Source organism: Streptomyces olivaceoviridis, assembly GCF_014650115.1.
GTDB lineage: Bacteria > Actinomycetota > Actinomycetes > Streptomycetales > Streptomycetaceae > Streptomyces > Streptomyces olivaceoviridis.
This window is the reverse complement of sequence record NZ_BMUI01000017.1, coordinates 83,135-109,466: the sequence shown is the minus strand read 5'-3', so window position 1 is coordinate 109,466 and position 26,332 is coordinate 83,135. Positions and strand designations below refer to the sequence as shown.

Annotated in this window: 25 protein-coding genes; 17 read left to right on the top strand and 8 right to left on the bottom strand. The window is 73.4% G+C overall.

All coding sequences use genetic code 11. The features are described from left to right. Nucleotides 1-33: 33 nt before the first annotated feature. Nucleotides 34-1,593 (bottom strand): alpha/beta fold hydrolase, encoded by a 1,560-nt coding sequence (locus tag IE273_RS28175; RefSeq protein WP_189817980.1) that lies wholly within the window; start codon nucleotides 1,591-1,593, stop codon nucleotides 34-36. After that, nucleotides 1,590-2,723, bottom strand: coding sequence for a serine hydrolase domain-containing protein (locus IE273_RS28170; RefSeq protein ID WP_189818067.1), 1,134 nt, complete (start codon nucleotides 2,721-2,723; stop codon nucleotides 1,590-1,592). The genes IE273_RS28175 and IE273_RS28170 overlap by 4 nt, the downstream gene beginning before the upstream one ends. Before the next feature lie 340 nt (nucleotides 2,724-3,063). Here IE273_RS28170 and uppS point away from each other — a divergent pair, with 340 nt between their 5' ends. Together uppS and IE273_RS28160 are read left to right on the top strand one after the other, a co-directional pair. Continuing rightward, the gene (gene uppS, locus IE273_RS28165) at nucleotides 3,064-3,810 is read left to right on the top strand and encodes a polyprenyl diphosphate synthase (protein ID WP_268257522.1); all 747 of its coding nucleotides are present in this window, start codon (nucleotides 3,064-3,066) and stop codon (nucleotides 3,808-3,810) included. Then, nucleotides 3,807-5,279 carry an oxygenase MpaB family protein gene (locus tag IE273_RS28160; RefSeq protein ID WP_189817978.1) on the top strand — a complete coding sequence of 491 codons (1,473 nt, stop codon included), beginning with the start codon at nucleotides 3,807-3,809 and terminating at the stop codon, nucleotides 5,277-5,279. Before uppS ends, IE273_RS28160 begins: the two co-directional genes overlap by 4 nt. Nucleotides 5,280-5,306: 27 nt before the next feature. On the opposite strand, the gene IE273_RS28155 is transcribed toward IE273_RS28160, so the two are convergent. Then, nucleotides 5,307-6,179, bottom strand: coding sequence for an SGNH/GDSL hydrolase family protein (locus tag IE273_RS28155; RefSeq protein ID WP_189817977.1), 873 nt, complete (start codon nucleotides 6,177-6,179; stop codon nucleotides 5,307-5,309). Between the two features lie 405 nt (nucleotides 6,180-6,584). On the opposite strand from IE273_RS28155, the gene IE273_RS28150 reads away from it, so the two are divergent. Beyond that, a complete protein-coding gene (locus tag IE273_RS28150) occupies nucleotides 6,585-6,740 on the top strand; it encodes a DUF6131 family protein (protein WP_189817976.1) in 156 nt (51 codons plus the stop codon). Nucleotides 6,741-6,902: 162 nt separating this feature from the next. Here the strand turns inward: IE273_RS28150 and pip are convergent, their stop codons facing one another. Further along, nucleotides 6,903-7,895, bottom strand: coding sequence for a prolyl aminopeptidase (gene pip / locus IE273_RS28145; protein WP_189817975.1), 993 nt, complete (start codon nucleotides 7,893-7,895; stop codon nucleotides 6,903-6,905). Nucleotides 7,896-8,121: 226 nt separating this feature from the next. On the opposite strand from pip, the gene IE273_RS28140 reads away from it, so the two are divergent. The 9 genes from IE273_RS28140 (at nucleotide 8,122) to IE273_RS28100 (ending at nucleotide 16,693) form a co-directional block, all read left to right on the top strand. Continuing rightward, nucleotides 8,122-8,895, top strand: coding sequence for a polysaccharide deacetylase family protein (locus tag IE273_RS28140; RefSeq protein WP_189817974.1), 774 nt, complete (start codon nucleotides 8,122-8,124; stop codon nucleotides 8,893-8,895). Nucleotides 8,896-9,104: 209 nt separating this feature from the next. Next, the gene (locus IE273_RS28135; protein WP_189817973.1) at nucleotides 9,105-10,403 is read left to right on the top strand and encodes an extracellular solute-binding protein; all 1,299 of its coding nucleotides are present in this window, start codon (nucleotides 9,105-9,107) and stop codon (nucleotides 10,401-10,403) included. A gap of 47 nt (nucleotides 10,404-10,450) precedes the next feature. Next, nucleotides 10,451-11,392 (top strand): carbohydrate ABC transporter permease, encoded by a 942-nt coding sequence (locus IE273_RS28130; protein WP_189818066.1) that lies wholly within the window; start codon nucleotides 10,451-10,453, stop codon nucleotides 11,390-11,392. Beyond that, a complete protein-coding gene (locus IE273_RS28125; protein ID WP_189817972.1) occupies nucleotides 11,389-12,237 on the top strand; it encodes a carbohydrate ABC transporter permease in 849 nt (282 codons plus the stop codon). Before IE273_RS28130 ends, IE273_RS28125 begins: the two co-directional genes overlap by 4 nt. Nucleotides 12,238-12,405: 168 nt before the next feature. Continuing rightward, nucleotides 12,406-12,684, top strand: a complete 279-nt coding sequence (locus IE273_RS28120) for a hypothetical protein (RefSeq protein WP_189818065.1) — start codon at nucleotides 12,406-12,408, stop codon at nucleotides 12,682-12,684. Nucleotides 12,685-12,815: 131 nt separating this feature from the next. Next, nucleotides 12,816-13,619 (top strand): alpha/beta fold hydrolase, encoded by an 804-nt coding sequence (locus IE273_RS28115; protein WP_189817971.1) that lies wholly within the window; start codon nucleotides 12,816-12,818, stop codon nucleotides 13,617-13,619. Next, a complete protein-coding gene (locus IE273_RS28110) occupies nucleotides 13,616-14,902 on the top strand; it encodes a PP2C family protein-serine/threonine phosphatase (RefSeq protein ID WP_189818064.1) in 1,287 nt (428 codons plus the stop codon). The genes IE273_RS28115 and IE273_RS28110 overlap by 4 nt, the downstream gene beginning before the upstream one ends. After that, the gene (locus IE273_RS28105) at nucleotides 14,899-15,498 is read left to right on the top strand and encodes a 2'-5' RNA ligase family protein (protein ID WP_189817970.1); all 600 of its coding nucleotides are present in this window, start codon (nucleotides 14,899-14,901) and stop codon (nucleotides 15,496-15,498) included. The genes IE273_RS28110 and IE273_RS28105 overlap by 4 nt, the downstream gene beginning before the upstream one ends. A 145-nt stretch (nucleotides 15,499-15,643) precedes the next feature. Beyond that, entirely contained in the window at nucleotides 15,644-16,693 is a 1,050-nt protein-coding gene (locus IE273_RS28100) for an aminoglycoside phosphotransferase family protein (RefSeq protein ID WP_189817969.1), read from the top strand. 24 nt (nucleotides 16,694-16,717) lie between these two features. Here IE273_RS28100 and IE273_RS28095 read toward each other — a convergent pair whose 3' ends face one another. The 3 genes from IE273_RS28095 to IE273_RS28085 all read right to left on the bottom strand — a co-directional run bounded on the left by IE273_RS28095 (nucleotide 16,718) and on the right by IE273_RS28085 (nucleotide 18,686). Then, nucleotides 16,718-17,608 (bottom strand): SDR family oxidoreductase, encoded by an 891-nt coding sequence (locus IE273_RS28095; RefSeq protein WP_189817968.1) that lies wholly within the window; start codon nucleotides 17,606-17,608, stop codon nucleotides 16,718-16,720. Nucleotides 17,609-17,687: 79 nt separating this feature from the next. Continuing rightward, nucleotides 17,688-17,870, bottom strand: a complete 183-nt coding sequence (locus tag IE273_RS28090; protein WP_014676820.1) for a hypothetical protein — start codon at nucleotides 17,868-17,870, stop codon at nucleotides 17,688-17,690. A 195-nt stretch (nucleotides 17,871-18,065) separates the two neighbouring features. Then, nucleotides 18,066-18,686 carry a TetR/AcrR family transcriptional regulator gene (locus IE273_RS28085; RefSeq protein WP_189817967.1) on the bottom strand — a complete coding sequence of 207 codons (621 nt, stop codon included), beginning with the start codon at nucleotides 18,684-18,686 and terminating at the stop codon, nucleotides 18,066-18,068. Nucleotides 18,687-18,926: 240 nt separating this feature from the next. On the opposite strand from IE273_RS28085, the gene IE273_RS28080 reads away from it, so the two are divergent. From IE273_RS28080 to IE273_RS28070, 3 genes are all read left to right on the top strand, one after another. Next, nucleotides 18,927-20,396 carry an APC family permease gene (locus tag IE273_RS28080; protein WP_189817966.1) on the top strand — a complete coding sequence of 490 codons (1,470 nt, stop codon included), beginning with the start codon at nucleotides 18,927-18,929 and terminating at the stop codon, nucleotides 20,394-20,396. A gap of 17 nt (nucleotides 20,397-20,413) precedes the next feature. Next, the gene (locus tag IE273_RS28075) at nucleotides 20,414-22,000 is read left to right on the top strand and encodes an amidohydrolase (RefSeq protein WP_189817965.1); all 1,587 of its coding nucleotides are present in this window, start codon (nucleotides 20,414-20,416) and stop codon (nucleotides 21,998-22,000) included. Nucleotides 22,001-22,086: 86 nt separating this feature from the next. After that, the gene (locus tag IE273_RS28070; protein WP_229887629.1) at nucleotides 22,087-22,809 is read left to right on the top strand and encodes a hypothetical protein; all 723 of its coding nucleotides are present in this window, start codon (nucleotides 22,087-22,089) and stop codon (nucleotides 22,807-22,809) included. A gap of 166 nt (nucleotides 22,810-22,975) precedes the next feature. On the opposite strand, the gene bla is transcribed toward IE273_RS28070, so the two are convergent. Next, complete coding sequence (gene bla, locus IE273_RS28065; protein ID WP_189817963.1) at nucleotides 22,976-23,905, bottom strand: class A beta-lactamase; 930 nt, start codon at nucleotides 23,903-23,905, stop codon at nucleotides 22,976-22,978. 179 nt (nucleotides 23,906-24,084) lie between these two features. Here bla and IE273_RS28060 point away from each other — a divergent pair, with 179 nt between their 5' ends. Together IE273_RS28060 and IE273_RS28055 are read left to right on the top strand one after the other, a co-directional pair. Further along, nucleotides 24,085-25,062, top strand: a complete 978-nt coding sequence (locus IE273_RS28060) for a LysR family transcriptional regulator (protein ID WP_189817962.1) — start codon at nucleotides 24,085-24,087, stop codon at nucleotides 25,060-25,062. A 212-nt stretch (nucleotides 25,063-25,274) separates the two neighbouring features. Further along, entirely contained in the window at nucleotides 25,275-26,234 is a 960-nt protein-coding gene (locus IE273_RS28055) for a serine hydrolase (RefSeq protein WP_229887627.1), read from the top strand. Nucleotides 26,235-26,332: the final 98 nt, after the last annotated feature.

Sequence of the window (26,332 nt, the reverse complement as noted above, 5' to 3'; positions counted from 1 at the left end):
TGGCCCGGAGGTGCGGAGTGTAGCGGGGCCTGGTCAGCCGGTGGAGCAGGTCAGGTCGCCGGGCGGGAGGTGGCCGGTCGCGAGGTAGCTGTTGACCGCGCCGTCCACGCACTGGCTGCCGAAGACGCCGTACACCGCGTGCTGGTCCGCTCCGCGCAGGGTCACCAGACGGGAACTGGGCCAGTTCCGGCGCACCGCCTCCGCCATGGGGTAGACGGTGCGCGGGTCGCCCGTGGCGTTGACGAGCAGGGCCGGCAGGTCGTCGCGGACCGTCGTCGGGCGTTCGCGCGGCGGCTGCCAGAACGCGCACGCGTTGATGTCGTACGTGACGGGCGCGAACAGCGTGTCCCGGCTCCCGGCGCGCCGCAGATCGCGCCAGTACGTCTCCGGGTCACGCGGCGCGGCCACGTCCCCGCAGAGGATGGAGGTCTGCGCGCTGCCGTAGGAGGACTCGTGCCCGGTCAGCGTGAACTCCAGCGCCGAGGCCAGCCACGGCGAGGGGGTGACCCGCCGGCCCTCGGCGGCCCGCCGCAGGTCCCCCACACCCCGGGCGAAGTCGCCGTACGCCGTGGGGTTGTCCTGCGAGAGGCCGTTGAAGACGACGACGGGCAGGACATGGTCGTCCACCCGGTACCCGCCGAGGCGCAGGGGCGTGCGGGCGGAGGCCGACCGGACCGCCTCCACGGTGGCCAGCACGGCGCTCCCGGTGCGGCCCAGCCCGTAGGTCGCGTGGTGGGCGGCCGTCCAGTCGGCCCAGTCGCGCAGGGCGTGCCGGTTGGCCTCCTCCGTGCCCCGCAGCAGCCGCGGACCGTAGCGGGCGGGGTCGGCCACGCCGTCCAGGACGACCCGGTCGGTACGGCGGGGGAACATCGTCGCGTAGACCTGGCCGAGGTAGGTGCCGTAGGAGTAGCCCAGGTAGGAGATCCTGCGCTCGCCCAGCGCCGCCCGGATCACGTCCATGTCGCGCGCGGTGTTCCGGGTGGTGGCGTACGGCAGCAGGTCACCGGCGTGGGTACGGCAGCGGCGGGCGAGGTCCGCGGAGAGGGCGACCACGCGGTCGAAGGCGGCGCGGCCGGTGCCGGCACCGCGGATCATGCTGCCGGTGGGCCAGTGGCAGTCCAGGGTGGTGCTCCGGCCGACGAAGCGGGGGTCCACGCCGACCACGTCGTAGCGTGCGGCCACGTCCTTCATGGCCGCGCGCACCCACGGCGGATCGCCGAGCGTCTGCCCGCCGGGGCCGCCGCTGTTGAGCAGGAGCGCGCCGACGCGGTGGGCGGTGTCGGTGCCCCGGATCCGGGATATCGCGACGGTGATCGTACGGCCGTCGGGGCGGGCGTAGTCCAACGGCACGGTGACGTCGGCACATTGGGCGCCGGCCTGGTCGAGTTCCTTGCCGGTGGCGTCGTCGGGGCCGAGCCGGCAGCTCTTCCAGTGCAGGTGCTGGTGGTGGTAGCGGGCGAGGGGGTCGGCGGCCGGCCGGGCCGCGGCGGCCGACGCGGGCCCGGTGCCCAGGGCCAGTGCGCCCGCGAGGGACAGGGCGACGGCCGCCGGGGCCCGGGAAAGGAGGCGGCGTGGGAAGGTGGCGCGGGTCATGCGGGGGTCCTTTCGGCGGACGGGCTCTCGCAGAGGGCCTGGTCGACGACGTCGAGGAAGTCCTGTTCGGCCTGGAGCGTGGCGGGCACCTCGTTCAGGGCGACGGCGACGGCACGGCCGCCCGGGCCGGTCGCGACCAGCGCCCGGTGGCCGCCGGGCACGGTCCCGGCGTGTCCCCACCAGCTGCCGCCGCAGGACAGCGGTGAGGAGATCAGGCCGAGCCCGTAGCGGGCGCCGGGCCAGAGCCGGTCGGGGTCGGCGGCCACCGTGCGCCGCATCTCGGCGCGTTGCGGCGCGGGCAGCAGCCGGCCGGTGAGCAGCGCGCGGGCGAACCGGGTCAGGTCGGCCGGCGTGGACACCAGGGCCCCGCCGACCCCGCCGAAGGTCGTGTTCCAGGCGGTGCCGTCCACCCGGCGGCCGTCGTCCGCGGTGAAGTAGCTGTGCGAGTGCGGGCCCCGGACGCGGGTCTCGTCACCGGGCCAGTACGTGTCGCGCAGTCCCAGGGGCGCGATGATCCGGCGGCTGATCTCCGTCTCCGGGCTGTGGCCGGTGACCTCGCGCACGATCAGCCCGGCGACGAGGTAGTTGGTGGTCGCGTAGTGCCAGGTGTGCTCCGGGCGCGGCAGCCGCAGGGCGCGGGCGACGAGCCGGCGCGGCTCGAAGTGGCGGTACCGCAGTCGTTCGATGTGCTGCCACTCGGGTGCGTCGAGGTAGTCGGGCAGTCCGCTGGTGTGCTGGAGGAGCTGCCGTACGGTGATCCGGCGGCCGTCGTACGCGCCGCCGCGGATCAGGCCCGGCAGGTAGCGCTCGACGGGGGCGTCCAGGGACAGCCGCCGCTCGGCGGCGAGTTGCAGGACGACCGTCGCGGTGAACGTCTTGGTGACGCTGCCGACGCGCAGCCGGTCGGTGGTGTTCATGGGGCGGCCGGTACGCAGCTCGGCCACGCCGTCGGTCGCCGTCCAGCGCGCGCAGGGGGCGTCCGGGTCGGCGCCGGTGACCAGGACCGCGGCGCCGGCGATCCGGTCGTGCGCCACGAGGTGGTGCACGGACCGGCTCAGCGCCGGGTGCGGGCCGCAGGCGCGGGGCGCGTCCCTGGACGGCTGCGCGGCGGCGGCGGGGGCGACGGCCACCAGGCAGGCCGCCGCCAGGGCGGCGAGGCCGGTACGCCGACGCCATGCGCAACCCGGTGGACGGGACACGGAACCCGGTGGACGGGACACGGAACTCGGTAAGGAGATCGCCATGTCCCCTGACGCTAGGCACCGTCCGGGCCGCGCTCACTCCGGCGGGCAGGCGATTCGGGGCGGGGGGCAGCACCAGCGCGCGCCCGGAGGCGAGCCCCCGCACGCGCCGCACACCCCTCGGACAGCTGTACCAAGGGTGAACGGCGGGCGTTGTGCCGTATCCGGAACCCGGGGCTGACACCCTGGACGGGACGAGGGGGTCCGCTCATCGCTGCGGGGGGCAGGCGTGACGGTTGAGGGCAGCGGCTCCGCCCGGAGGACGCCGCGGCACGTGGCCTGTGTGATGGACGGCAACGGCCGCTGGGCGGCACGGCGTTCACTGCCGCGCACGTCGGGTCACCTGGCGGCGGAGACGACGGTGATCGACGTCATCGAGGCGGCACGGACGGCCGGCGTGGAGTGGCTGAGCCTGTACGCGTTCTCCACCGAGAACTGGCAGCGCCCGAGCGCCGAGGTCGACTTCCTGATGCGGCTGGTCCGCCGCGTGGTGCGCAAACACGCCGCGCTGCTGCACGCGCGCGGGATCCGCTGCCGGTTCCTCGGGGTGGCCGATCCCCGTATCCCCCCGGCACTGGCCCGGGACTTCGCCGATCTGATGACGCTGACCGGGGAGAACCGGGGCATGACGCTGACCGTCGCCTTCGACCACGGCGGGCGCCGGGACATCGTGGCGGCGGCACGGTCCCTGATCCGCGGCGGGGTGCCGGCCGAGGCCGTGGACGAGCGGAGCTTCGCCGCTCATCTGCCCTTCCCCGACACGCCCGATGTGGACCTCGTCATCCGGACCTCCGGGGAACAGCGCATCTCCAACTTCATGCTCTGGCAGGTCGCCTACGCGGAATGGATGTTCCCGCCGGTGCTCTGGCCCGACTTCCGCGCGCCGCACTTCGTGGAGTGCCTGCGCGCCTACCAGCAGCGCGACCGCCGCTTCGGCGGCGTGGCGCCCGACGCGAACGGAGAACGACGACCGTGACGGACACGCGCAGCAACGACCCCGGGAACACCGGCACCGAGGCCGGTGTCGGCGAACTCTTCGGCGATGGTGGTCAGTTCCACGCGTTCTTCAACGATCCGCGCTGGGCACTGGCCATCATCCGGGGGACCGTACTGGAGGCGGCGCACCCGCAGATCGGCGGAGCCCTGATCGACAACTCCACGTTCGTGACGCACCCGTGGCGACGGCTGCGCAACACGGTCGTGAGTCTTCAGCGCATGTTCGGGCCCGACGACGAGGTACGGCGCAGGGAGGCGGCCCGGCTCAACCGGCTGCACGCCCGGCTGCGCGGCACCGACGCGCACGACCGGCCGTACGACGCGATGGATCCCGAGGTGCGGGCCTGGGTGGTCGCGACGCTCTTCGAGAGCGGCGTCACGATGTGCCGCCTCAGCGGGCAGCCCCTGGAGCAGGACGCCATCGAGCGGCTGTACGCCGAGTTCCGGGCCTACCTCGCCGTGCTGGACGGTGACGCCCGTCATCTTCCGCCCACCGTCCAGGAGTTCTGGCCGTACTACGACCGGGTGGTCGAGGAGCGGCTGGAGAACACGGAGGCGATGCGCGTCATCCTCTACCGGCTCTTCGACCATCTGCCCGCGCCGCCGCTGCTGCACGGTCTGCCCACGCTGTGGGCGGCCGGCCGCGCGCTCGTCGGCCCGCTCATCGGTGTGATCACCGTGGCGTCCCTGCCGGAGCCCTTCCGCAGGCGGGCGGGCCTTCCCGAACTGCCCGGCGCCCAGACCCTGATGCAGAGCGCCTACCTGGCCGTCGGCCTCGCGCGGTTCCTCCCCGACGGCCTGCTCCGGACCGATGCCGTCGTCGACCTGCTCTCCCTCTCCCCCGGCAGCGACGACCCACGGGCCCGGACGGTCAGCGCGCTGCGGGACCGGATGAAGCGGGCCGGGGCGCTGATCCGGCTGATCACACCCCTGCCGCCGGAGGAGCCGGACCCCGACGCGGGAAGCGCGGCGCGGCGGAGCGCGGAGGAGTTCTTCGCGGCGGTGCTGGACCAGACCGGGGACGGCTATCTGGACTGGCCCGACCTCGCCGCCATGGCCCGGGAACTCGCCGGCCGCCTCGACCTGGACGAGCCGGAGGAGACGCGGCTCTACGACGCCTTCGCCGGCTGGTGGCGGGAGCTCCAGGCGGCACTCGACACCGACGGCGACGGCCGCGTCAGCGCCCGGGAGTACGCGGTGGCCGTGCCCTCGCTCGCCGGTCCCGCCCTGATCAGGGTCGCCGAGGTCCTCTTCGACGTCACCGACACGGACGGCGACCAACGCGTCGACGCGGACGAGTACCGGGCGCTGTTCCGCGCCGGGTTCCGGCGGGACACGGCCGGCGCGGACGGCACGTACACGCGGGGCGCCTTCGTACGGGACTTCCTGGCCTTCATGTCGGGCCGGGAGCGCTCCACTCCGTACGACCCGCTGCTCGCCGACGCCTGACCGGCGGCCCCGGTGCGGCGGCCTCCGTCAGCCGAGGCCGAGGGCGCTCAGGGTGTGCTCGGCCATGCGCCGCTCGCCGAGGGCGTTGGGGTGGACAGGCACGACGTTCTGGCCGAACAGCAGCGGCTCGATCCACCGGGTGCCGACGGCCTGGCAGGCGTCGTGCCCGGCCGAGACCTCGGCGAAGTCCACGTAGACGGCCCCCGTCTCCTCGGCGGCGCGCCGGACCACGGCGTTGAGGTGCGCCTGGAGGGCGTGCAGGTAGGGCACGTCGCCGGTGGCGACCGGCAGCCTGACGAAGCACGACGGGTCGGCGGTGGCGGGCGTGATCCACGGGTAGCCGAGCACCGCCACCCGGGCCTGGGGAGCCTTGGCCCGGATGCCGCGCAGGGCGGACTTCAGCGCGGGATAGGTGTGGGCGTCGATCTCGTCGTCGAAGGACGTGCCGTACCGGTCCTCGCAGGGACTGCCCTGGCCGCCGCTGAGGATGCCGGCGGTGCCGCAGGCGGTGATGGCGTTGATGAAGGTGCCGTTGTCGTTGCCGCCGATGGTGAGGGTCACCAGGTCCGTGCCGGCGGTGACCGCGTCGGCCTGGGGGGCGACGCCGGGGTACTGGGCCTCGGTGAAGTCCTTGGTCTGGGCGGCGCCACAGGTCACGTCCGTCAGCCGGGCCGCGGTCCGGGCGGCGATGGCGTGGGGGTAGTTGGCCGTGGAACGCAGGCAGAGCGGACTGGTGAGGTCGACGGGGAGGACACCGGAGGCGGCGCTGTAACTGTCCCCGAGGGCCACGTAGTTCAGGGGCGCGGTGGCCTGGGCGGGGGCCGTGCCGAGGCCGAGGACCAGTGCGCCGACGGCCGCGCAGGCCGCGGTGAGGACGCGGCGCGGGGTGGGTATGGGCATGCGGTGCTCTCCCCTCTCGGGACAGGACACAGGGCGGACGGGCATGGCGGTGCCGTCGGCGTGGCGGGTGGGGGTGCGGGGTGTGCGGGCCTGGTGGAGCACGAGAACGGGCGGCTCGGTCGAGCCGAGGGCGTGCGGGGGCGACCGAAGAGCTGGGCGTGCGGGGGCGACCGGAGGACTGGGCGTGCGGGACGACGCGACGGGCGTGCCGGGGGGACCGCGAGCTGCGGGCCGTGGGGTGGCGGCGGGGTTACCGCGGGGTGCTACCGCTAGGTAATGTGAGGCCGCCGCAGCGCCGAGTCAACATGGCCGACACAACTTCTCGAAAGTCGGAGCGCACTGATAGGGCGGGCGTTTCGGGGGCACTCGAAGGACAGGAGCCCCGTCATCGGCTGGAGGCACGTCATGATCGCCCTCGGCATCATCCTGCTCATCATCGGTTTCCTCACCGGCATCTCGATCCTGTGGACCATCGGCGTCATCCTGCTGGTGGTGGGAGCCGTCCTGTGGATCATGGGGTCCATGGGACACGCGGTCGCCGGCCGCCGTCACTACTGGTAGTGGCCGCTCCGGACGAGCGGCCACCGATGAACCCTCCCGGCGGGCGCGCGTTCAGCGCCCGCCGGGCGGCGCGTGCGGTCCTCGGCGCCCGGGGCGACCAGGGCCCGCTCGACTCGACGACGCCCCGCCGGATGTCACGGCCCGTCAGGAGCGGGCTGCCGGTCACCGGCGGGGCGCGTACGCGTCCGTTGCCGCGACCAGCGCGTCCGCCATGCCCGGGGCACCGACGGTGTGGCCGACGTCGTCCACGATCACCAGTTCGCTGCCCGGCCAGGCGTGGTGCAGCCGCCAGACGATGCCGAGAAGGTTGCCGAAGTCGAGGCTGCCCTGGACCAGGGTGCCGGGAATGCCCTTGAGCCGGTGGGCGTCGCGGAGCACCACGCCGTCGCGCTCGGCCGCGTTCCCACCGTCGCCGTCGCCACCGTCGCCGAGGAAGTGGCCGTTGCCCCAGTAGTGCGTGACGGTGCGGGCGAAGCCCTGGCGGAAGACGGGGTCCTCGAACCGGTCGACGGAGCGCGGGGGCGCCGGGATCGTGGCCGTCTCCCAGTCGGTCCAGGCCCGCGCGGCCCGCTCCCGGACCTCGGGGTCGGCGGATTCGAGGAGCCGGTTGTAGGCCGCGGCGAGGTTGCCGTCCCGGTCCTCCGCGGGCACGCCCGCCAGGAAGGCCTCGAAGGCCGCCGGGAACAGTCTGCCCAGCCCGCGGGTCAGTAGTTCCACCTCGGCGTCGGACCCGGTGGCGACCCCCGTCAGGACCAGTTCGGTGACGGCACCGGGGTGGGTCTGGGCGTAGCGCAGCGCGAGGACGGAGCCCCACGACACGCCCCACACCAGCCACCGTTCGATGCCCAGGTGCCGGCGCAGCAGCTCCAGGTCGGCCCGGAGGTGGCTCGTCGTGTTGACACTCATGTCGGTGTCGTGGCGGCTCGCGTGCGGGGTGGACCGGCCGCTGCCGCGCTGGTCGAGCAGGACGATCCGGTACGCGGCCGGGTCGAACAGGCGGCGGGCGTACGGGGTGCGGCCGGAGCCCGGTCCGCCGTGCAGGACGAGCGCGGGCTTGCCCTCGGGGTTGCCGCAGGTCTCCCAGTGGATGTGGTTGCCGTCGCCCACGGCGAGCATCCCGTGGGCGTACGGCTCGGTCTCCGGATAGAGAGGCATCCGGGCACCGTAGCGTCCGGGCCCGGGTCGCGGACCACGACCGGCGATTTCCGGTCCCGGCGGCGGGCGAGTGTCCCGGCCGCGCCTCGGAACTGTCCGTGATCCGTAACAGACGGATCCCGCGCCCGGTCCCGGCCGTCCTGCCATGTGCACCGGGTGCGCAGTGCTTCGGCACGGCAACGCACCGGCACAGCACAGGCATCGGCACGGCAGGGGGCGGACGGACATGGCGCGGCATGGTGGACGGGGTTGGTACGGCAGGGTGGTCGCGGCGGCGCTCGGGGTCACGGCGGTGGCCGCCGCCACGTCGGTGTGGACGGCGCAGGCGGGCCAGACCGGCGGCGGGCCGGCCGACCCGCGGGCCTCCGCCCGGGCCGCCGCGCCCGAGGCACAGCCCGTGTCCGTCACCATCGCCCACGCCTCCGACCGGGGCGAGCACGCGGTGAACATCACCATCGACGACGGCCCGGACCCGGTCTGGACCCCGCAGGTGCTCCAAGTGCTGCGTGACAACGGCGTGAAGGCGACGTTCTGCATGGTCGGCACCCAGGCCGAGGCGCACCCGGAGCTGGTCCGGCAGGTGGTGGCCGCCGGGCACCGGCTGTGCGACCACACGGTGTCGCACGACACCACCATGGACACCAAGCCCCAGGCCTACCAGGCGCAGCAGATCGAGGACGCCGAGCGGCAGATCACCAAGGCGTCGGGCGGGGTACGGCCGATGTACTACCGCGCCCCGGGCGGCGCGTTCACCCCGTACAGCCGGAAGCTGGCGGCCTCGCACGGGATGCGCCCGCTGGGTTGGAACGTCGACTCCAAGGACTTCGAGCGGCCGGGCAGCGACGCGATCATCGCGACCGTGGAGCGGGAGCTGCCGGGCGGGCCCACGATCCTCTTCCACGACGCGGGCGGCGACCGCTCCCAGACGGTGACGGCCCTGCGCACCCTGCTGCCCCGGCTGAAGCAGCAGGGGTACGCCTTCGGTTTCCCGGTGCGGTGACCGGCTGCCCGATGCGCTGACCCGCTCTTCCCGCTGCGCCGCCCGCCGAACCGCTCGGCGGGCGGCGGGCGTTGCACGGGGTGCGTCCCGCGGTCACAGAGTGGTGGAGACCTCTTGTGGCGTGTTCATGCAGTCCCTAGCCTCCGATGTGTTGTGCACAGCGAAACCACCATTGCGCATGTTGCAACGCTTTATCGGAGGAGCACTGCATGAAGCTGTCCGTCCGTTTTGTTGGGCTCACCGCGCTCGCCACCGCCCTCGTCGCCGCCTGCGCGCCCCAGACCTCCGGCACCTCCGCCTCCGACAAGGACGAGAAGACCGGCACCGTGCGCGTCTGGCTCTTCCAGGAGGTCGACAACCAGCCCAAGCAGCGCGTCGTCGACGCGGTGACCGCCGGCTTCGAGGCGGCGCACCGCGGCACCGACGTCACCGTCGAGTACATCCCCGTGGAGACCCGCGCCCAGCGCGTCAAGGCCGCCTTCAACGACCCCAAGTCGGCGCCCGACGTGATCGAGTACGGCAACACCGACACCGCCGGTTATGTACGGGACGGCGGACTCGCGGACGTCACACGGGAGTTCAACGCCTGGAGCGAGGCGAAGGACACCGATCCGACAGCCCGGCAGTCGGTCACCGTGGACGGCAAGGTCTACGGGGCGCCGTACTTCGTCGGCGTCCGCGCGCTGTACTACCGCACCGACGTCTTCCGCGAACTCGGCCTCCGCGCACCGAAGTCGCAGGCCGAGCTGATCTCCACCGCGAAGAGGATCCGGGCCGCGAAACCCGGCCTGTACGGCCTGGCCGTCGGCGGCGCCTACACCTACGGCGCGATGCCGTTCATCTGGGCCGACGGCGGTGATCTGGCCACGGACAAGGGGGGTGCGTACGCCTCCGCCATCGACAGCCCGGCCGCCCGGAGGGGGATCGAGGCGTACACCTCCCTCTTCGGCGACGACAACTGTCCCGCCGCCAAGTGCGCGGGCATGGGCGGCAACGACACCGTGACCGCGTTCGCCTCCGGGAAGGCGGCCATGGCGATCGGCGGCGATTTCAGCCACGCCGCCGTGGAGGCCGGGAGGGTCAAGGGGAAGTACGCGGTGGTGCCGCTGCCGGGGGTCGAGCCCGGCTCGATCGCGCCGGCGTTCGCGGGCGGCAACAACATCGGCGTCCTGAAGAGCACGTCACACCGCACGCTCGCCGTGGACCTGATGAAGCGGCTCGCCTCGAAGAAGACACAAGGGGAGCTCTTCGACGCGATGGGCTTCCTGCCGACCTTCACGGACGTACGGCAGCAGGCCGCGGTCGAGAAGCCGTACGTGAAGCCGTTCGTCCGGACCCTCGCCGCCGGTACCCGGTTCGTACCCGCCTCGCCCGCCTGGGCCCAGATCGACTCCTCGCTGGTGCTGCCGACCATGTTCCAGGAGATCGTCAGCGGCAGGAAGGACGTCGCGGCGGCTTCCGCCGACGCGGCGAAGAAGATGGACGACGCGTTCGGAGCAGCCAGGTGAGCCGGCTGACGGCGCCTTCCGGGGCGGAACGTGCGGAGCCCCGGCGGGTGCGGGTGGTCCACGGCTCGTCGCGCCCACGCGGCGGCGGCCGCACGCCGGACAGGGCCCCACGCCCCTCGGGTGGATGGACCCCCTGGCTCTACCTGGCACCCGCACTGCTCGTGCTGGGCGGCCTGCTGGCCTACCCCGTCTACCAGCTCGGCCTGATCTCGTTCCTGGAGTACACCCAGGCCCAGGTCAGCGGCGGGGAACCCACCCGCTTCCGGGGCCTGGCCAACTACACCGAACTCTTCGCCGACGACCAGTTCTGGCAGGTGCTGCTGGCGACGGTCGGCTTCGCGGCGGCCTGTGTGGTCTGCACTCTGGCGGTGGGCTGCGCGCTCGCCGTCCTGCTCACCCGGGTCCGCGCGGTCCCGCGGCTCGCTCTCCTGCTGGCCGCGCTGGGGGCGTGGGCCACCCCGACCATCACCGGCTCGACGGTCTGGCTGTTCCTCTTCGACCCCGACTTCGGCCCGGTCGACCGCCTCCTGGGCATCGGCGACTTCTCCTGGACCTACGGCCGTTACAGCGCTTTCCTCCTGGTCCTGCTCGAAGTGGTCTGGTGTTCCTTCCCGTTCGTGATGGTCACCGTCTACGCCGGCATCCGCGCGGTGCCGGCCGAGATCCTGGAGGCCGCCGCCCTGGACGGCGCCTCGCAGTGGCGGATCTGGCGCTCGGTACTGGCGCCGGTCCTGCGGCCGATCCTGGTCATCGTCACCGTCCAGTCGGTCATCTGGGACTTCAAGGTCTTCACCCAGGTCTACGTGATGACGGGCGGCGGCGGCATCGCCGGGCAGAACCTGGTCCTGAACGTCTACGCCTACCAGAAGGCCTTCGCCTCCTCGCAGTACGGCCTCGGGTCCGCGATCGGCGTCGTGATGCTGCTGATCCTGCTCGCGATCACGCTCGGATACCTGCGGCTGCTGCGCCGCCAAGGGGAGGAGCTGTGAGCGCCGTACGCGGTCGGACGGTACGGCGGCCCTGGCGGCTCGCCGCCGAGGCGACCGCGCTGCTGGTCGCCGCCGTCGTCGCCTTCCCCCTCTACTGGATGCTGCTCGGCGCGCTCAAACCCGCCGGGGAGATCGAGTCCACCGAGCCGAGGCCCTGGACGGCTTCGCCCTCGCCGGCCTCCTTCCGGCGCGTGTTCGAACAGCAGGAATTCGGCCGGTACTTCGTCAACAGCCTTGTCGTCGCGGTGAGTGTCGTGATCGCCTCCGCGCTGATCGCCTTCCTCGCCGCGACCGCCGTGACGCGGTTCCGGTTCCGCTTCCGGACCACCCTGCTCATCATGTTCCTGGTGGCCCAGATGGTGCCGGTGGAGGCGCTCACCATCCCGTTGTTCTTCCTCATGCGGGACCTCGGCCAGCTGAACACGCTGGGTTCGCTGATCCTGCCGCACATCGCCTTCTCGCTGCCGTTCGCGATCTGGATGCTGCGCGGGTTCGTGAAGGCCGTTCCGGAGTCCCTGGAGGAGGCCGCGTACCTCGACGGGGCGAGCCGCGCGCGCTTCCTGTGGCGCATCCTCCTCCCGTTGGTCCTGCCCGGCCTGGTGGCCACGAGCGTGTTCTCCTTCATCTCCGCCTGGAACGACTTCCTGTTCGCCAAGTCGTTCATCATCAGCGACACCTCGCAGTCGACCCTGCCGATGGCCCTGCTGGTCTTCTACAAGCCCGACGAGCCGGACTGGGGCGGGGTCATGGCGGCGTCCACGGTGATGACCGTCCCGGTGCTGGTGTTCTTCGTCCTCGTGCAGCGACGGCTGGTCTCCGGGCTGGGCGGAGCGGTGAAGGACTGACCTGCTCCGAGCCCTTCCCCGCCCTTCCTCGTAGGCATGTTGAAACAGCAATCAAGAAACGGCACAAAACACCATTTAAGGGACATGCCTCCCGGCAAATCGGGCAATCGGGTTGGTGTCGAAGCCACCGCACTCATTCGCACCACCGGCATGGACCTGGAGCACGCCATGATCGTCAAGAAGATGCACGAGATGGGCATTCGCAGTGAGCACGCCTACCTGGCCGGCATGGCCTCCATCGGCCTCACGTTGGCCGCGTGGATAGGCTCTCTGAAGATGGAACCCGGCACCGGCCTGGACCGCGCCGACCGCTGGGGCATCTTCGTCGGCGAATGGGCACCCACCTTCTTCGGCCTGGGTCTCGCCCTCTCCCACTACGAACAGCAGGACGGCACCCTGACCGCGAACAACGTGCACGAGCTCCGCGAACGGCAGAAGGCCGGCTGAACGCGTCGACGAGCGTCGACGACAGCGTCGCCTCCGCGGGGCGGCGCTGTCCCCGCGTGCTCGCTCGACGGCGGGGGCGCTGATCAACGCGGAGGCGGCCCGTCCGACCGCTGACGTGGGAGGATGGGGACATGGGCATCCTCCGCAGGAACAACGTCCGGATCATCGGGCAGGAGTCCGGTCGGACCATGATCCTCGCGCACGGCTTCGGCTGCGACCAGAACCTGTGGCGCCTTGTGACTCCCGGCCTGGCGCGGCACTTCCGCCTGGTGCTGTTCGACTACGTCGGTTCCGGCCGCTCCGACCTGGCCGCCTGGCAGGAGGAGCGCTACACGACCCTGGACGGCTACGCCCGGGACGTGGTGGACGTGTGCGCGGAGCTGGACCTGCGGGACGCCGTGTTCGTGGGCCACTCGGTCAGCGCCATGGTCGGCGTCCTGGCCGCCGCGGCGGTACCGGACCGGATCGGCTCGATGGTCATGGTGTGCCCCTCCCCCTCCTACATCGACGAGGAGGACTACCGCGGCGGCTTCACCGCGGCGGACATCCACGAGCTGCTGGACTCGCTGGAAGCCAACTACCTCGGCTGGTCCGCGGCCATGGCCCCGGTGATCATGGGCAACCCCGACCGGCCGGAACTGGGTGCGGAGCTGGCCCACAGCTTCTGCGCCACCGACCCGGACATCGCGCGCGTCTTCGCACGCACCACGTTCCTGTCCGACAGCCGGCAGGACCTGAAGACGGTGACCGTCCCCACCCTGGTCCTCGAGTGCGAGCAGGACGTCATCGCGCCCAGGGAGGTCGGAGCCTACGTGCACGCCGCCGTCGCCGGCAGCCGCCTGATCACGCTGGCCGCCACCGGCCACTGCCCGCAACTGAGCGCTCCCGAGGCCACCACCAGGGCGATCACCGGCTTCGTGGAAGAGCTGGACTGATGTCCGGCTCCGGCCCGGCTCCTCCACCCCCCGGGGAGGCGTGGCCACGCATCGACACGGACGTCACCGCCCTGCTGGAGGACAGCACGGAGGAGCTGTACGAGTCCGCCCCCTGCGGTTACCTGTCGACCCTGATGGACGGCACGATCGTCAAGGTCAACAAGACGCTGCTGGGCTGGCTCGGCCTCTCCCGGGAGGAGGTCGTGTACCGCCGGCACTTCGCCGACCTGCTGACCGTGGGCGGCAAGCTGTACCACGAGACCCACTACGCACCGCTCCTGGGCATGCAGGGTCATGTGGGCGGCATAGCGCTGGAGATGAAGGTCGCGGACGGGTCCCGGCTTCCGGTGCTGATCACATCGGCCGTGAAGCGCGGCACCGGCGGCCGTCCCCTGCTGATCCGCACGACCGTCTTCGACGCCACCGACCGGCGCGCCTACGAGATCGAGCTGCTGCGCGCCCGCCGCGCGGCCGAGGAGGCCCGCCACCAGGCGGAGGCCGATCGCGAGCAGCTGCGCGAGGCACTGGCCGTACTCCAGCAGAGCCTGCTCCCGGCCGGTCTTCCGGCGGTGCCCGGCGTGCAGACCGCCGCCTACTACCACATGGCCTCCCCGATCCAGCTGGGCGGCGACTTCTACGACCTGTTCCCCCTCGGCGACGACCACTTCGCGTTCTTCCTCGGGGACATCTGCGGAAAGGGCCCGAAGGCCGCGGCGGCGACCTCCCTCGTCCGCTACACCCTGCGCACCGCGGCCTTGCACGGGCTCGGTCCCGAAGCCGTCCTGTCCACCCTCAACTCGGCACTGCTCGAACGCTACGGCGGCGGGGACCCCCGCTACTGCACCGCCGTCTTCGGCACCCTGGAATCCACAGGGCGGAGCGTCCGCGTCCTCCTGGCCTCCGGCGGCCACCCGCCCGCGCTGCTTCTGCGGGCGGACGGCCGGGCCGAGTACCTGCCGACGCCTGGCGGACTCCTGGTCGGGGCCTTCCCCCACGCCTCCTTCACGACGATCCGCACCGCGCTCCACCAGGGCGACACGCTGTTGCTCTACACCGACGGCCTCACCGAGGCGCGCACGGGAGAGAAGAGCGGCCTGTACGGCTACGACGCGCTTCAGTCGTTCGCCACCGAGCTCGCCCCCGCTGACCCGCGCACCGTGATCGACGCCCTCATCCGCCTGCTCGTCAGCTTCGGCGACGGACTGGACGACGACACGGCCCTCCTCGCCCTCGGGCGCCCGCGTCGCTCCGGCACCGCCCTGTCCGGGACCCCGGCCAGGTGAACGGGTACGCGGCTTCCGGCGGGGCCGAGCCGGCGGACGCGCTCAGGGTGGCGCCGACGCCGCGGACCGCGGTGGCGTGGCTGCCGCCGCCGGAGCTCTGGCCTGCGATCCAGGAGATCCGCTGGGAGCACGATCCGCAGGTGCGGCGGTGGCCGCCGCACGTGAATCTGCTGTTCGGCTTCGTACCGGAGGAGGAGTTCGAGCGGGCCCTGCCGCTGCTCTCCGCCGGTGCGGCACGGAATACGGCGTTCGGGGCGCGCCTGGCCGGGGTGCGCTCCTTCCGGCACCGGCACTACGCCACGGTGTGGCTCGACCCGGCCGCGGTCGACCCGGCGCCCTGGGCCCGTCTGCACCGGGAACTGCGGCTGGGGTTCCCGCTGTGTCAGGGACGCGGCGAGCGTTTCACCCCGCATCTGTCCCTCGGCCGCACCCGGGACCCGAACCGCCTCGCCGCCGAGTGCGCCGTGCGACTCGGCACGCTGACGGCGGTGGTCGAGGAGGTCGTCCTGCTCTCCCGGCGCGACGACGGCCCCATGCGCCCCCGCGCCGTGATCACCCTGGGCACGGGCGAGGTGCATCGGACGCAGGAGTACTGAGGGAACGGAACAGGTCCCGGTGGCCGCCCAGCCGGTGGCGACCTGATCGCCTTCGGCTCCTCCGGTTCTCCTGAGCACCGCAAGGGCGCCGGCGAGGGCGGAAATCCGCTGGCCGGACCGTCCGGCTCGATGCTGGGATGGGGCGATGCGAGCGGACGACACGACGGTGGTGGACCGAGGGCGCTACCCGGACGCGGTGACGCCGTGGGAGCAGGGGGCCTGGCGTGCCGCGGCCCTCGACTGGGTGGCCGGTCACCTCACCGCCCACGGCCTGCGTGCCGAGGGTGCCCTGAGGGTACGGCTGCGTCCGTGGTCGGTGCTGGTCCGGGTGCCGGTCGGTGGGCGGGGGGACGCCGGGGGGCCGGCCGCCCGCGCCGGGCAGGCCGCCGTCTGGTTCAAGGCCAATCCGCGGGCCAGCGCGTTCGAGGGGCCGCTGGCCGGCGCGCTGGCCCGCTGGGTGCCGGACCATGTGCTGCGCCCGCTGGCCGTCGACGCCGAGCGCGGCTGGGCGCTGCTCCCCGACGGCGGTGATCTGTTCCGGACCGTGCTGGACCGGGAGCCGGTCGGGCCGCGCGACTGGGAAGCCCTGCTGCGCCAGTACGCGCGCATGCAGCACGCCCTGGTCCCGCACGCGTCCGCGATCGAACGGCTCGGTGTGCCCGCCGCCCGGACTCCCGGCCTGCCCGAGGTGTTCGACAGGCTGCTGGCCGGGAACTCCGCGCTGGCCCCGGACGAGCGGGCCCGCCTGGAGCGCCTGCGGCCCCGGGTCGCGGACTGGTGTGCCGAACTCGCCTCCGTCGGCATCGCGGACACGCTCGACCACGCCGACCTGCACGACGGCCAGCTGTTCCGGCCGGCACCGGGCCGGTTCACCTTCTTCGACTGGGGCGACGCGGCCGTCTCCCACCCGTTCTGCAGCCTGCGCGTCCCCGTCGAGCGGGCCTGCGACCGCTACGGGCCGCAGGTGCTGCCCCGGCTGCTCGACGCCTATCTGGAGCAGTGGACGGGCGCCGGCCGCACGGCGGCGGAGCTGCGGCGCGCGGCGGAACTCGCCTGGCGGCTGAGCGCGCTGGGCCGGGCCGCCTCCTGGGGCCGCATGTTCCCCGGCAGCGCCGGCGGCCCCGAGCCGGGGGCCGCGGAGAGCGCCGCGTGGCTGCTGGAGCTCCTGGTCGAGCCGCCGTTCCGGGCCGGCTGACCGCTCTCCGCGGCGGGGGGTGGGTCAGGGCAGCGGGGTGCCGCCGGTCGCGTTGAGGATCTCGGCGGTGATGAAGCTCGCCTGGGGCGAGGCGAGATACACGTAGGCGGGGGCCAGTTCGGCGGGCTGGGCCGGGCGGCCGAGCGGGCTCTGCTTGCCGAACTCCGCCGTGTCGGGCATGGTCGCCGGGATGAGCGGGGTCCACACGGGTCCGGGCGCGACGGCGTTGACGCGGATGCCGCGTTCGGCGAGCATCTGGGCCAGTCCCTGGGTGAAGGTGACGATCGCGCCCTTGGTCATCGCGTAGTCCAGCAGGTGCGGGCTGGGCTTGTACGCCTGGACCGACGTGGAGTTGATGACGCAGCCGCCGGCCGGGATGTGCGGCAGGGCGAACTTGGTGAGCCAGAACATCCCGTAGAGGTTCGTCCGCATCACCCGGTCGAACTGCTCGGTGCTGATCGACTCGATGCCCTTGGGTTGGGACATCTGGTAGGCGGCGTTGTTCACGAGGACGTCGATACGGCCGAACTCGGCGACCGCCCGGTCGATCAGCGACCGGCAGTTGTCCTCGTCGCGGATGTCGCAGGACACGGCGACCGCCTTGCGTCCCGCGTCCTCCACCAGCCGGGACGTCTCACGGGCGTCCTCCTCCTCGTCGGCGAGGTAGGTGAACAGCACGTCGGCGCCCTCGCGGGCGAAGGCGATCGCGACCGCCCGGCCGATACCGGAGTCCCCTCCCGTGATCACGGTCTTGCGGCCGTCGAGACGCCCGGCGCCGTGGTAGGACTCCTCGCCGTGGTCGGGCGGCGGGTCCATCGGGCCGGTCCAGCCCGGGTGCGGCTGGTCCTGGGAGGGGAAGTCGGGGCGGGCGTGCTGTGTGACCGGGTTCGGACGATCACCCTGCCGGTCCGTCACGGTGGCCTCCTGTGCCTCGGGGGACGGGACAGGCCACCGGGTTCCCTCCTCACGCCGGGTGAAAAGCGTGCCGCGCAGGTCAGGCCGTGGACGTGTCCGGGCCGCCGGCGCGCATCCGGTCCCTGCGGGCGAGGTTGTACATCCGCAGGAGGTGCTTCGCCACGGCACAGGGCGCGGCGTCGGCATGGCACTGGCGGCAGGTCCGCATGTGCTGCTCGTAGGTGAGGCGCGCGTCTTCCAACGCGTCGTTGACAGAAGACATTGGACTTCTCCGGGCAGGGCGCGTCGCTGGGGACGGCGCCGAGTTGACTGACTGGTACACCCGGAACCAGATGATCATGTTACTGCCGGTACTGGGAAACCAGGAGGAGGGCGCCCGCATCCTGCCGGTGGCGGTGGCCGCGCCGGTGACGACGACCAGACGCTCGCGCGGCCGGGGACGAGCCCGAAGCCGCCCCTACCGCCCCCGCCCCCGCTCCGCGCGGAGCGCCCGCGCGTGGTTCAGGAACGCGGTGAGGCCCACCTCGAAGGCGCGGTCGGCGCGGCCGTCGCCGACCGCCGCGAGCGCCTGTGCGAGGCGGGGCGTCGGCACGCGGTCCGTCAGCTCCCACATCGTCTCGGGGGCGGCCAGGTCGAGGGCCGAGCCCAGCACCAGGTTCTCCAGGGCTATGACCAGCGGCATGATCTCGGCCTGCTCGAAGCCGGCGGCGAGCAGCACGCCCACCGCGCGCTCGTACTGCTCCAGGACCCGGGGCGCGCGGACGGGCGAGGTCATCAGCAGCGGGATCGCCCGGGGGTGGGCGGCGAACGCGGCCCGGTAGGACCGGGCCCAGGCCTCGACGGCAGCGTCCCACGGGGTCAGCTCCAGCGTGGCCGGGTCGATCGCCGCGCAGACGCGTTCGCGCAGCAGTTCCACGATGCCGTCCCGGCCGTCCACGTGGTGGTACACCGATCCGGTCTGCGCGCCGAGCCGACGGGCGATCCCCGGGACGCTGAAGTCACCGGTCTCGTCGATCAGCCGGAGCGCCGTGGTGGTGATGCGCTCGCGGTCGAGGAGCGGTGTGCGCGGCCGTCCCATGGTCAGCGATCCCCCTGATGTCGTTTCGAGGTCTTCCCGGATGCCCAACGGCAGGTTACATTGCCGAAACCGAAAGCCTTTAGGTTTACGGCTCCGGGTGCCCGCCATCCCCTCGTGCGCCCGGAACACACCGGTCCGGACGGCTCACCCCCGGCCCCGCCCGCCGGTGCCCGCACACCCGGCTGCCCCACCACCGCCGATCCCCTCCCTCCCCCTCCGCCGCCAGAAGGGCCCGCCCGTATGTCCGTGACCACCGCCGAACTCCCGGAGGAGGACGCGTCGTCCGGCGCGCCCGGCCTCCGGTCCGGCTCCCTCGGCACCTCCGACATCGCCTTCTTCGTCGTCTCCGCTGCCGCCCCCCTGACGGTCATGGCCGGGGTCGCCCCGCTCGCCATCCTGCTGGGCGGCATCGGCGCGCCCGTCGGCTACCTGCTGGCCGGACTGACCCTCGCCGTCTTCGCCGTGGGCTTCACCACCATGAGCCGCCATGTCACCGACGGCGGTGCCTTCTACGCCTACATCACCCGGGGCCTCGGCCGACCGGTCGGCATCGGTGCCGCCCTGCTGGCCCTGGTCGGCTACAACGGCATGGAGATCGGCGTCTACGGCCTCCTCGCCACCACCACCCGCGACACCGCGCACTCCCTGTTCGGCTCCGACGTGCCCTGGCTGCCGGTGTCGCTGGCCGGCCTGCTGCTGATCGGCTACGGCGGTTTCCGTTCGATCGACTTCGGTGCCAAGGTGCTGGGCGTGCTGCTCGTCGCCGAGACCGGCATACTCGTCCTGCTCGCGGGCGGGGTCCTGCTGAAGGGCGGCGCCCACGGGCTGTCCCTCGCCTCGCTGGCCCCGGCGCACGTGTTCGTGCCCGGCACGGCCGCCGTCCTCGCCTTCGCCTTCGCGGCGTTCACCGGGTTCGAGTCGACGGTCATCTACCGCCGCGAGGCCCGCGACCCCGAGCGCACGATCCCGCGCGCCACGTACGCGGCCGTCGGATTCCTCGGCCTGTTCTACGCGTTCGTCGTCTGGGTCGCCGTCCAGGCGTTCGGCGACGAGCAGGTCGTACAGGCGGCGGGCAAGGACCCGGCGGGACTCTTCTTCACCGCGATCACCACCTATGTGGGCGGCTGGGCCGCCGATCTGATGCACGTCTTCATCGTCACCAGCGTCATCGCGTCCCTGCTCGCCTTCCACAACGCGATCAACCGCTACGCCCTCGCCCTGGCCGAGGAGGGCGTGCTGCCCCGCCGGCTCGGCCGCGTCCACCCGCGGCACCGCTCCCCGTACGTCGCCGGCATCGCCCAGACCGTACTCGGCGCGCTGGTCGTCCTCGCGTTCCGGGCCGCCGGAGCCGACCCGTACCAGCAGCTGCTGCTGTGGGTGAACACCCCGGGGATGATCGGTCTGTTGCTGCTCCAACTGCTCGCCGCGATCGCCGTGCCCTGCTGGTTCCGGCGGATCCGCCACACGGAGGGCGTCGTGCGCACGGTGGTGGCGCCGGTCCTCGCCACCGTCCTGCTGGCGACCGCGATCGCGCTGGTGGTGAGCCACATCGACCTGTTCACCGCCGCGTCCCCGGCCGTGAACGTGCTGCTCGTCGCCGTGGCGCCCGCCGTCTTCGCCCTCGGCCTGCCGCTGGCGTGGTGGCTGCGCCGCAGCCGCCCGGACGTCTACGCGACGTTCGGCACCGAGACCACCGAACAGTCCTCGTGAACAAGGGAGTTCCCGGCATGCCCGCTGCCGATCTGATTCTCGCCGGTGCCCAGATACGCACGCTCGACCCGGCCCGCCCCACCGCCACGGCCGTCGCCCTGCACGACGGGGTGATCACCGCGGTGGGAACGGCGGACGACGTACGGGACTGGCGCGGCCCCGGCACGGAGGTCGTCGACCTGCACGGCGCGCACCTCGTGCCGGGCCTCGTCGACGCCCACAGCCACCCCGTGTGGGGGCTCGACATGGCGACCGGCACCGACCTGTCGGGGGTGACGGACCTGGCCGGACTGCGCGCGGCGCTCGCCGGGGCCGAACGGGTGGACGGCTGGGTGGTGGGCTACGGCCTGGACCACAACGCCTTCGAGGGCCGCCCGGTCCACCACGAGCTGGTGGCGGACGTCCTGGACGGCACCCCGGCCTTCCTGCGCCTGTACGACGGCCACTCCGCCCTCGCCAATGAGGCGGCGCTGGCCGCCGCGGGGGTGACCGGTCCGCGCGCCTTCGACCAGCGCGCCCAGGTGGTGTGCGACGCGTCCGGCCGGCCCACCGGGCATCTGGTGGAGCACGCGGCGATGGACCTGGTGGCGGACGTCGTCCCCCGGTCCTCGTACGCCGAACGGCGGGCCCGGCTGGTGGAGTTGCTGTCCGCCATGGCCGCGACCGGGCTGACCGGCGCGCATGTGATGGACGGCGGCGACCTGGACCTGGTGGCGGCGGTGGCACGGGAGACGGTGCTGCCGGTGCGGCTGCGGTTCGCGCCCTGGTGCATGCCGGGCGCGGACGCCGATGCCCTGCGGGAGCTGATCGAGGTCCAGGGCAGGGGCGGCCTGCACTGGGTGGTCGGCGGGGTGAAGTTCTTCATGGACGGCACCGTGGAGGGCGGCACCGCCTGGCTGGAGCACCCGGACTGCCACGGCCAGGGCACCGACGCGTTCTGGCCGGACCCGCACGCGTACGCCGAGGCGGTGCGCACCCTGCACGCGGCCGGTGTCCGCACGGCCACGCACGCCATCGGGGACGCCGCCGTCCGGCACGTCCTGGACACCGTGGCCTCGCTGGGCCCGAGCGGGCACGGCGCGCACCGGATCGAGCACATCGAGACGGCACCCGACGAACTCCTGCCCAGGTTCGCCGAGTTGGGGGTCGCGGCCTCCCTGCAACCGCCGCACACCGGCTACACCCGTGACGACGCCACCGATGAGTGGTCGCGCCGGCTGGGCGGTGACAGGGCGGCCCGCGCCTGGCGGCTGCGGGACCTGCGGGAGGCCGGGGCCACGGTGGCCCTCGGCTCGGACTGGCCCATCGCGCACTACGACGTGCGGGCCGTACTGGCGACGGCCCGCCGGCCCAAGGGCATGGCCGCGCACCGGCCGGGCCTCACGGCGGTACAGGCGCTGGAGGGCTGCACCAGCCATGCGGCCACCGCCGCCGGCGAGGCCGGCGTCGCGGGCCGGATCGCGCCCGGCCACCGCGCCGACCTCACCGCGCTGTCCGTGGACCCCGTACGGGCGTCCGCCGACGAACTCACGGACGCGCCGGTGGTGTTGACGGTGACCGGGGGGTATGTGGCACACCGGGGCCCATCGGCACCGGGTCGGTAGGATCGTCGTCGCGGGCGGGCGGGCCGGGGCCCGGCCCCGGCCCGCCCGGTCGGCCGCCGCGGGTGGTGGCACGGCACACTGTGGAAGTGAACGACTACCCCCTGGTCGACCAGGACCCCGCTCCGCAGTGGTACGGCCGGCTGCGGGTGCGGGCCGACGACCTCTCCCCCGCCGACTGGCTGACCCGATCGGAACTGGGCGCGCTCGGCACCGTGGCGGGCGTCGCCGCGCCCGGTTTCGCCGCCTACGCACGGATCCTGCACCCGGCCCAGCTGGACGAGCGGCCGGTGCGCTGGTCGACGGTGGCCGCCGCCCACGGCACGCGCGTCACTCCGGTCACCCGCTGGCACGAGGTGATCGGGGCGGACCAGGACCACGTCGACCGCTCCGACCACGGCCTGTCCGGCGTGTGGGACGAGCACCCCGGACAGGGGCCGACCCCGCCGGACGTGGCACGGGCGCTGCTGCCCGTCCTGGCCCGGCACACGGGGACCCCGGACCGGTGCTGGTTCGGGCTGTGGTGCGGGTACGGCCGCTGGGACTGGGGCCGGTTCGCCACGTTCGGGACGCCGGGCCGGGACGAGGTCCTGCTGGCCGGCCGGCTGGCCGACGCCGTCTCCCCGGTGACGCTGGACGAGTTCGCCGAGCTCCCCGACCTGTGGTGGCCGCAGGACCGCGCCTGGATCGTGGGCGGAGACGTGGACCTGGTGAGCACGTATGTCGGCGGTTCGCCGGAGCTGATCGCCGACCTGCTGGCCGCGACGGACCTGGAGGCCCACCCGGTGTCCCCCGGCGACCTCGTCGGCTGAGCGGCGCTTCCCCTCACCGTGGAGCGGTGGCAACGGGAGCCGTTGGTGCCGGTCCAGAACTCACGGCGATGTCGTCGCCGCCGAGCTTGTAGCCGTTGCGGTCGCCGTTGGAGTCGACGGTGCCGTCGCTCAGCGTGCCGTTGAATTCCCGGGCTGCCGCCCCGAGTTACTCGCCAGGGGCGAGGGCGCGGGCCACGACGGCCGCCGCGTCGGCGATCAGCGCCTCGTCCACCGGAGCGTCCGGGGTGGTCTTGCCGGAGAGCACCGCCAGCACGACCGGGGTCCGCCGGGTCGTCCAGGCCACGCCGATGTCGTTGGCGGTCGCGTAGTCGCCGGTACCGGTCTTGTCCGCCACGACCCACTCCTTCGGCAGCCCCTTGCGGAACCGTGCCGAGCTCGTGGTGTTGCCCTTCAGCCAGCCGACGAACCGCTCGCGGTCGGCGCGGGCCAGCGCCCGGCCCAGGGTGACGCGCTCCAGACTCGCGGCGATCGCCTCCGGGGTGGTCGTGTCGCGCAGGTCCCCGGGGATCGCGGTGTTCAGCTCAGGCTCCCACCGGTCGAGCCGGCTCACCTCGTCGCCGAGCGACCGGTAGAAGCGGGTGAGTCCGGCCGGGCCGCCCAGCTCCCGCAGCAGCAGGTTGCCGGCCGCGTTGTCGCTGTACTGGATCGCCGCCGCACAGAGGTCGGCCACGGTCATGCCGGTCGCCAGGTTCTCCTCCGTGCGCGGGGAGTGGGGCAGGAGGTCGTGCGGCGGGTAGTGCACCACCCGGTCCAGCGGCGCGCACCCGGCCCCGTCGCGCAGGACCGCCGCCGCGGCGAACGCCTTGAACGTGGAGCACATCGCGAACCGCTCCCCCGCCCGGTGGGACACGGTCCGCCCGGTACGGACGTTGCGCGCGTACACGCCGAGCCGGGCACCGTAGCGTCGCTCCAGCTCGGCCAGCTCGGCCTGTCCGGCGCGTGATGCGGCGTCCGGGCTCGCGGAGGCGGCGGGCGCGGAGAGGGCGGTGGTGGTCACGGCGGCGCCGGTGAGCGCGAGGCCGGCCTTGATCAGGCGGCGGCGCGGCAGCAGGGTGGGGCGGTCGAGATCGGTCATGGGTGAGGTCCTCCCAGGTCGGCCCGTCATCGGGGTCGGTCGGCGGGGTCGGTCGGCGGCGTCCACTCCGGCGTCGGTCTTCGCCGGCGGCCGTCGACGGGGACAGCGAAACAGCGGGAGGCCACTCATGTCCAAGAGGGAACTTTGAAGATCCCATACCGTATTGATATGAGTGCAGGGTGGATCTCCTGGCACACCTGGAGGCGTACGTGGCGACGGCCGACGAGGCGAGCTTCTCCCGGGCGGCCGACCGGCTCGGAATCGCCCAGCCGCTGCTCAGCCGTCGTATCAAGACGCTGGAGGAGCACTTCGGCGGCTCGCTCTTCGACCGGTCGCGGCGGCAGATCGTGACCACCGAGCTGGGCCTGCTGCTGCTCCCGTACGCCCGGGACGTGCTGGACCGGGCCCAGCGGCTGCGGCAGGTCGCCCGCTCGGCCCGGCGGTCCCGGGTGTGCGCCGTCGGTGTGCCCGCGGACTGCGCGCCCGCCGCGCTGGCCCGGGCCCTCCGCGCCGGCACCGAGCACGGGATCACCCTCGGCATGCGGGAACTGCCGCCCCTGGAGCGGGCTTCCGGGCTGGCCGACGGCTCGCTCGGGTACGCGCTGGTGCGCGATCCTCCGGAAGGGGCCGCGTTCCGGGTGCCGTTGGGGCTGGCGTCCGCGCCGGTGCCGGAGGGCAGCGGAGGCGGGGCCGCGGAGCGTGCGGTCCACCTCGAAGAGCTACGGCCACGCCGCGGTCGCGCCGCCGGGCCCGCCGCACCACCGCCGCTGCTGCTCCTGACGGAGGACCAAGTGCCGTACTTCGAGGAGCGGTTGTACCGGGCAGCCGCGCGCGCCGGACTGCCCGAGAGCCGGATCCGGCCGGCCGGACCGGCGGCCACCGCGCTCGCCGAGACGCTCGCGGGGAGCGCGCTGCTGCTGTGCACCGAGCCGTTCGCACGGCAGCACGGGGCCCATTGGAGACCCCTCGCCGACCCCGCCCTGCACCGGGGGTACGACGTGAGCGCCGCCCGGGGCCGCGACAGCGCGGGAGCCGTACCGGGCTGGCTGGCCACACTGCTGGCGTCCGCCGTGGACGCCACGTCTGCCCGGCACGGGGGGCCGGGGGCGGGGGCCGGCACCGAGGACGCTCGCGCGCGGCTGGCGGCTCGCGGGTGAACGGGGCGGGAGCTCGGGGATGAGGGCGGGAAGGGCTCGGGGATGAGTGGGGTAAGGGGTTCGCGGACGAGTGCGGGAAGGGGTTCGCGGATGAACACGGCAGACGGCTCGCCGAGGAACCCGGTGGGCAGCTCACCGGGAGAGACACGGCGGGCGGCTCCCCGGCGAGCGCGGCAGACGCCATGCCTGGCGGCACGACGGGCGCCTCGCCGATGAGTACCGCACACCGCTCACCGAGCAGCGCGGCACCGGCGCACCGGCCGGTGTACGTCGGTGACGACCGGGCCCTGCTCGATGTCGCCGAGGGCATCGCCGCGGACTGGGCGGCGCTCGGCGTCCGTGGCTCCTTCCTCGCCCGTGACCTCGGCACCGGTGAGCAACTCGGTTTCGACATCGAGGAGCCGACTCCCCTGGCGTCGGTGGTGAAGGTCCCGCTCGCCCTGGTCGTACTGGACCGGATCGCGCACGGGGACCTCGACCCCGCGCACCCGGTCACGGTGGATCCCGGCACCAGCAGCGTCGGCCCCACCGGGCTCGCCGCCTTCCGGTACCCGGCCACCGTGGCCGTCGGCGACCTGCTCGCGCTCATGCTGTCGGTGAGCGACAACGCCGCCGCGGACGCGCTGCTGGGCCTGGTGCCGGTGGCGGACGTCGACGCGCGGCTGCGCGCCTGGGGCTGCGACGGGATCCGGATGCGGCACCGGATGAACCACCTGTACGAGTGCGCCGCCGGTGCCGCCGGCAACGACTTCTCCCTGGCACTGGAGCTGGCCGTCCGGGACGAGGGGGCCGGCCGGCACACCATCGAAACCCTGGACCCGGCTCATGCCAACGCCGGCTCGGCCACGGCGCTCGTCGGCCTGCTGGAGCGCGTGTGGTGCGACGGCATCGCCGGCCCCGGGGCGACGGCGGAGCTGCGCCGGCTGATGGGGCTCCAGGTGTTCACGCAGCGGCTGGCGAGCGAGTTGCGGACGGACACGCTGCGGTGGAGCGGGAAGACGGGCACGTTCCTGCATCTCCGGCACGAGATCGGGGTCGTCGAGGCGGAGTCCGGGGAGCGGGTGGCCATCGCCGCGCTGACCCGGGCCGGGCGGCGGGCGGGGCTGGCTCCGGACATCGACCTCGCGATCGGGGTGGCGGGGCGGGAGGCGTTCGAGGCGTTGCGGAAGTAGGGGGCTGTCGCGCGCCGGCGCCACCGTACGGGAGAGTCACCGCACGGCTGCGGGTTTCCGGTGGCCGGCCGCTCCCGCGCGGCGGAGCCGCACAGGGA

Bases quoted from the DNA above. Each gene is read 5' to 3' on its own strand.
- pip (WP_189817975.1), bottom strand. From the start codon at position 7,895: ATGCCTCTCTATCCGGAGACCGAGCCGTACGCCCACGGGATGCTCGCC.
- IE273_RS28140 (WP_189817974.1), top strand. From the start codon at position 8,122: ATGGCGCGGCATGGTGGACGGGGTTGGTACGGCAGGGTGGTCGCGGCG.
- IE273_RS28055 (WP_229887627.1), top strand. From the start codon at position 25,275: ATGAGTACCGCACACCGCTCACCGAGCAGCGCGGCACCGGCGCACCGG.
- bla (WP_189817963.1), bottom strand. From the start codon at position 23,905: ATGACCGATCTCGACCGCCCCACCCTGCTGCCGCGCCGCCGCCTGATC.
- IE273_RS28150 (WP_189817976.1), top strand. From the start codon at position 6,585: ATGATCGCCCTCGGCATCATCCTGCTCATCATCGGTTTCCTCACCGGC.
- IE273_RS28175 (WP_189817980.1), bottom strand. From the start codon at position 1,593: ATGACCCGCGCCACCTTCCCACGCCGCCTCCTTTCCCGGGCCCCGGCG.
- IE273_RS28085 (WP_189817967.1), bottom strand. From the start codon at position 18,686: ATGGGACGGCCGCGCACACCGCTCCTCGACCGCGAGCGCATCACCACC.
- IE273_RS28135 (WP_189817973.1), top strand. From the start codon at position 9,105: ATGAAGCTGTCCGTCCGTTTTGTTGGGCTCACCGCGCTCGCCACCGCC.
- IE273_RS28080 (WP_189817966.1), top strand. From the start codon at position 18,927: ATGTCCGTGACCACCGCCGAACTCCCGGAGGAGGACGCGTCGTCCGGC.
- IE273_RS28075 (WP_189817965.1), top strand. From the start codon at position 20,414: ATGCCCGCTGCCGATCTGATTCTCGCCGGTGCCCAGATACGCACGCTC.
- IE273_RS28115 (WP_189817971.1), top strand. From the start codon at position 12,816: ATGGGCATCCTCCGCAGGAACAACGTCCGGATCATCGGGCAGGAGTCC.
- IE273_RS28120 (WP_189818065.1), top strand. From the start codon at position 12,406: ATGATCGTCAAGAAGATGCACGAGATGGGCATTCGCAGTGAGCACGCC.
- IE273_RS28100 (WP_189817969.1), top strand. From the start codon at position 15,644: ATGCGAGCGGACGACACGACGGTGGTGGACCGAGGGCGCTACCCGGAC.
- IE273_RS28090 (WP_014676820.1), bottom strand. From the start codon at position 17,870: ATGTCTTCTGTCAACGACGCGTTGGAAGACGCGCGCCTCACCTACGAG.
- IE273_RS28155 (WP_189817977.1), bottom strand. From the start codon at position 6,179: ATGCCCATACCCACCCCGCGCCGCGTCCTCACCGCGGCCTGCGCGGCC.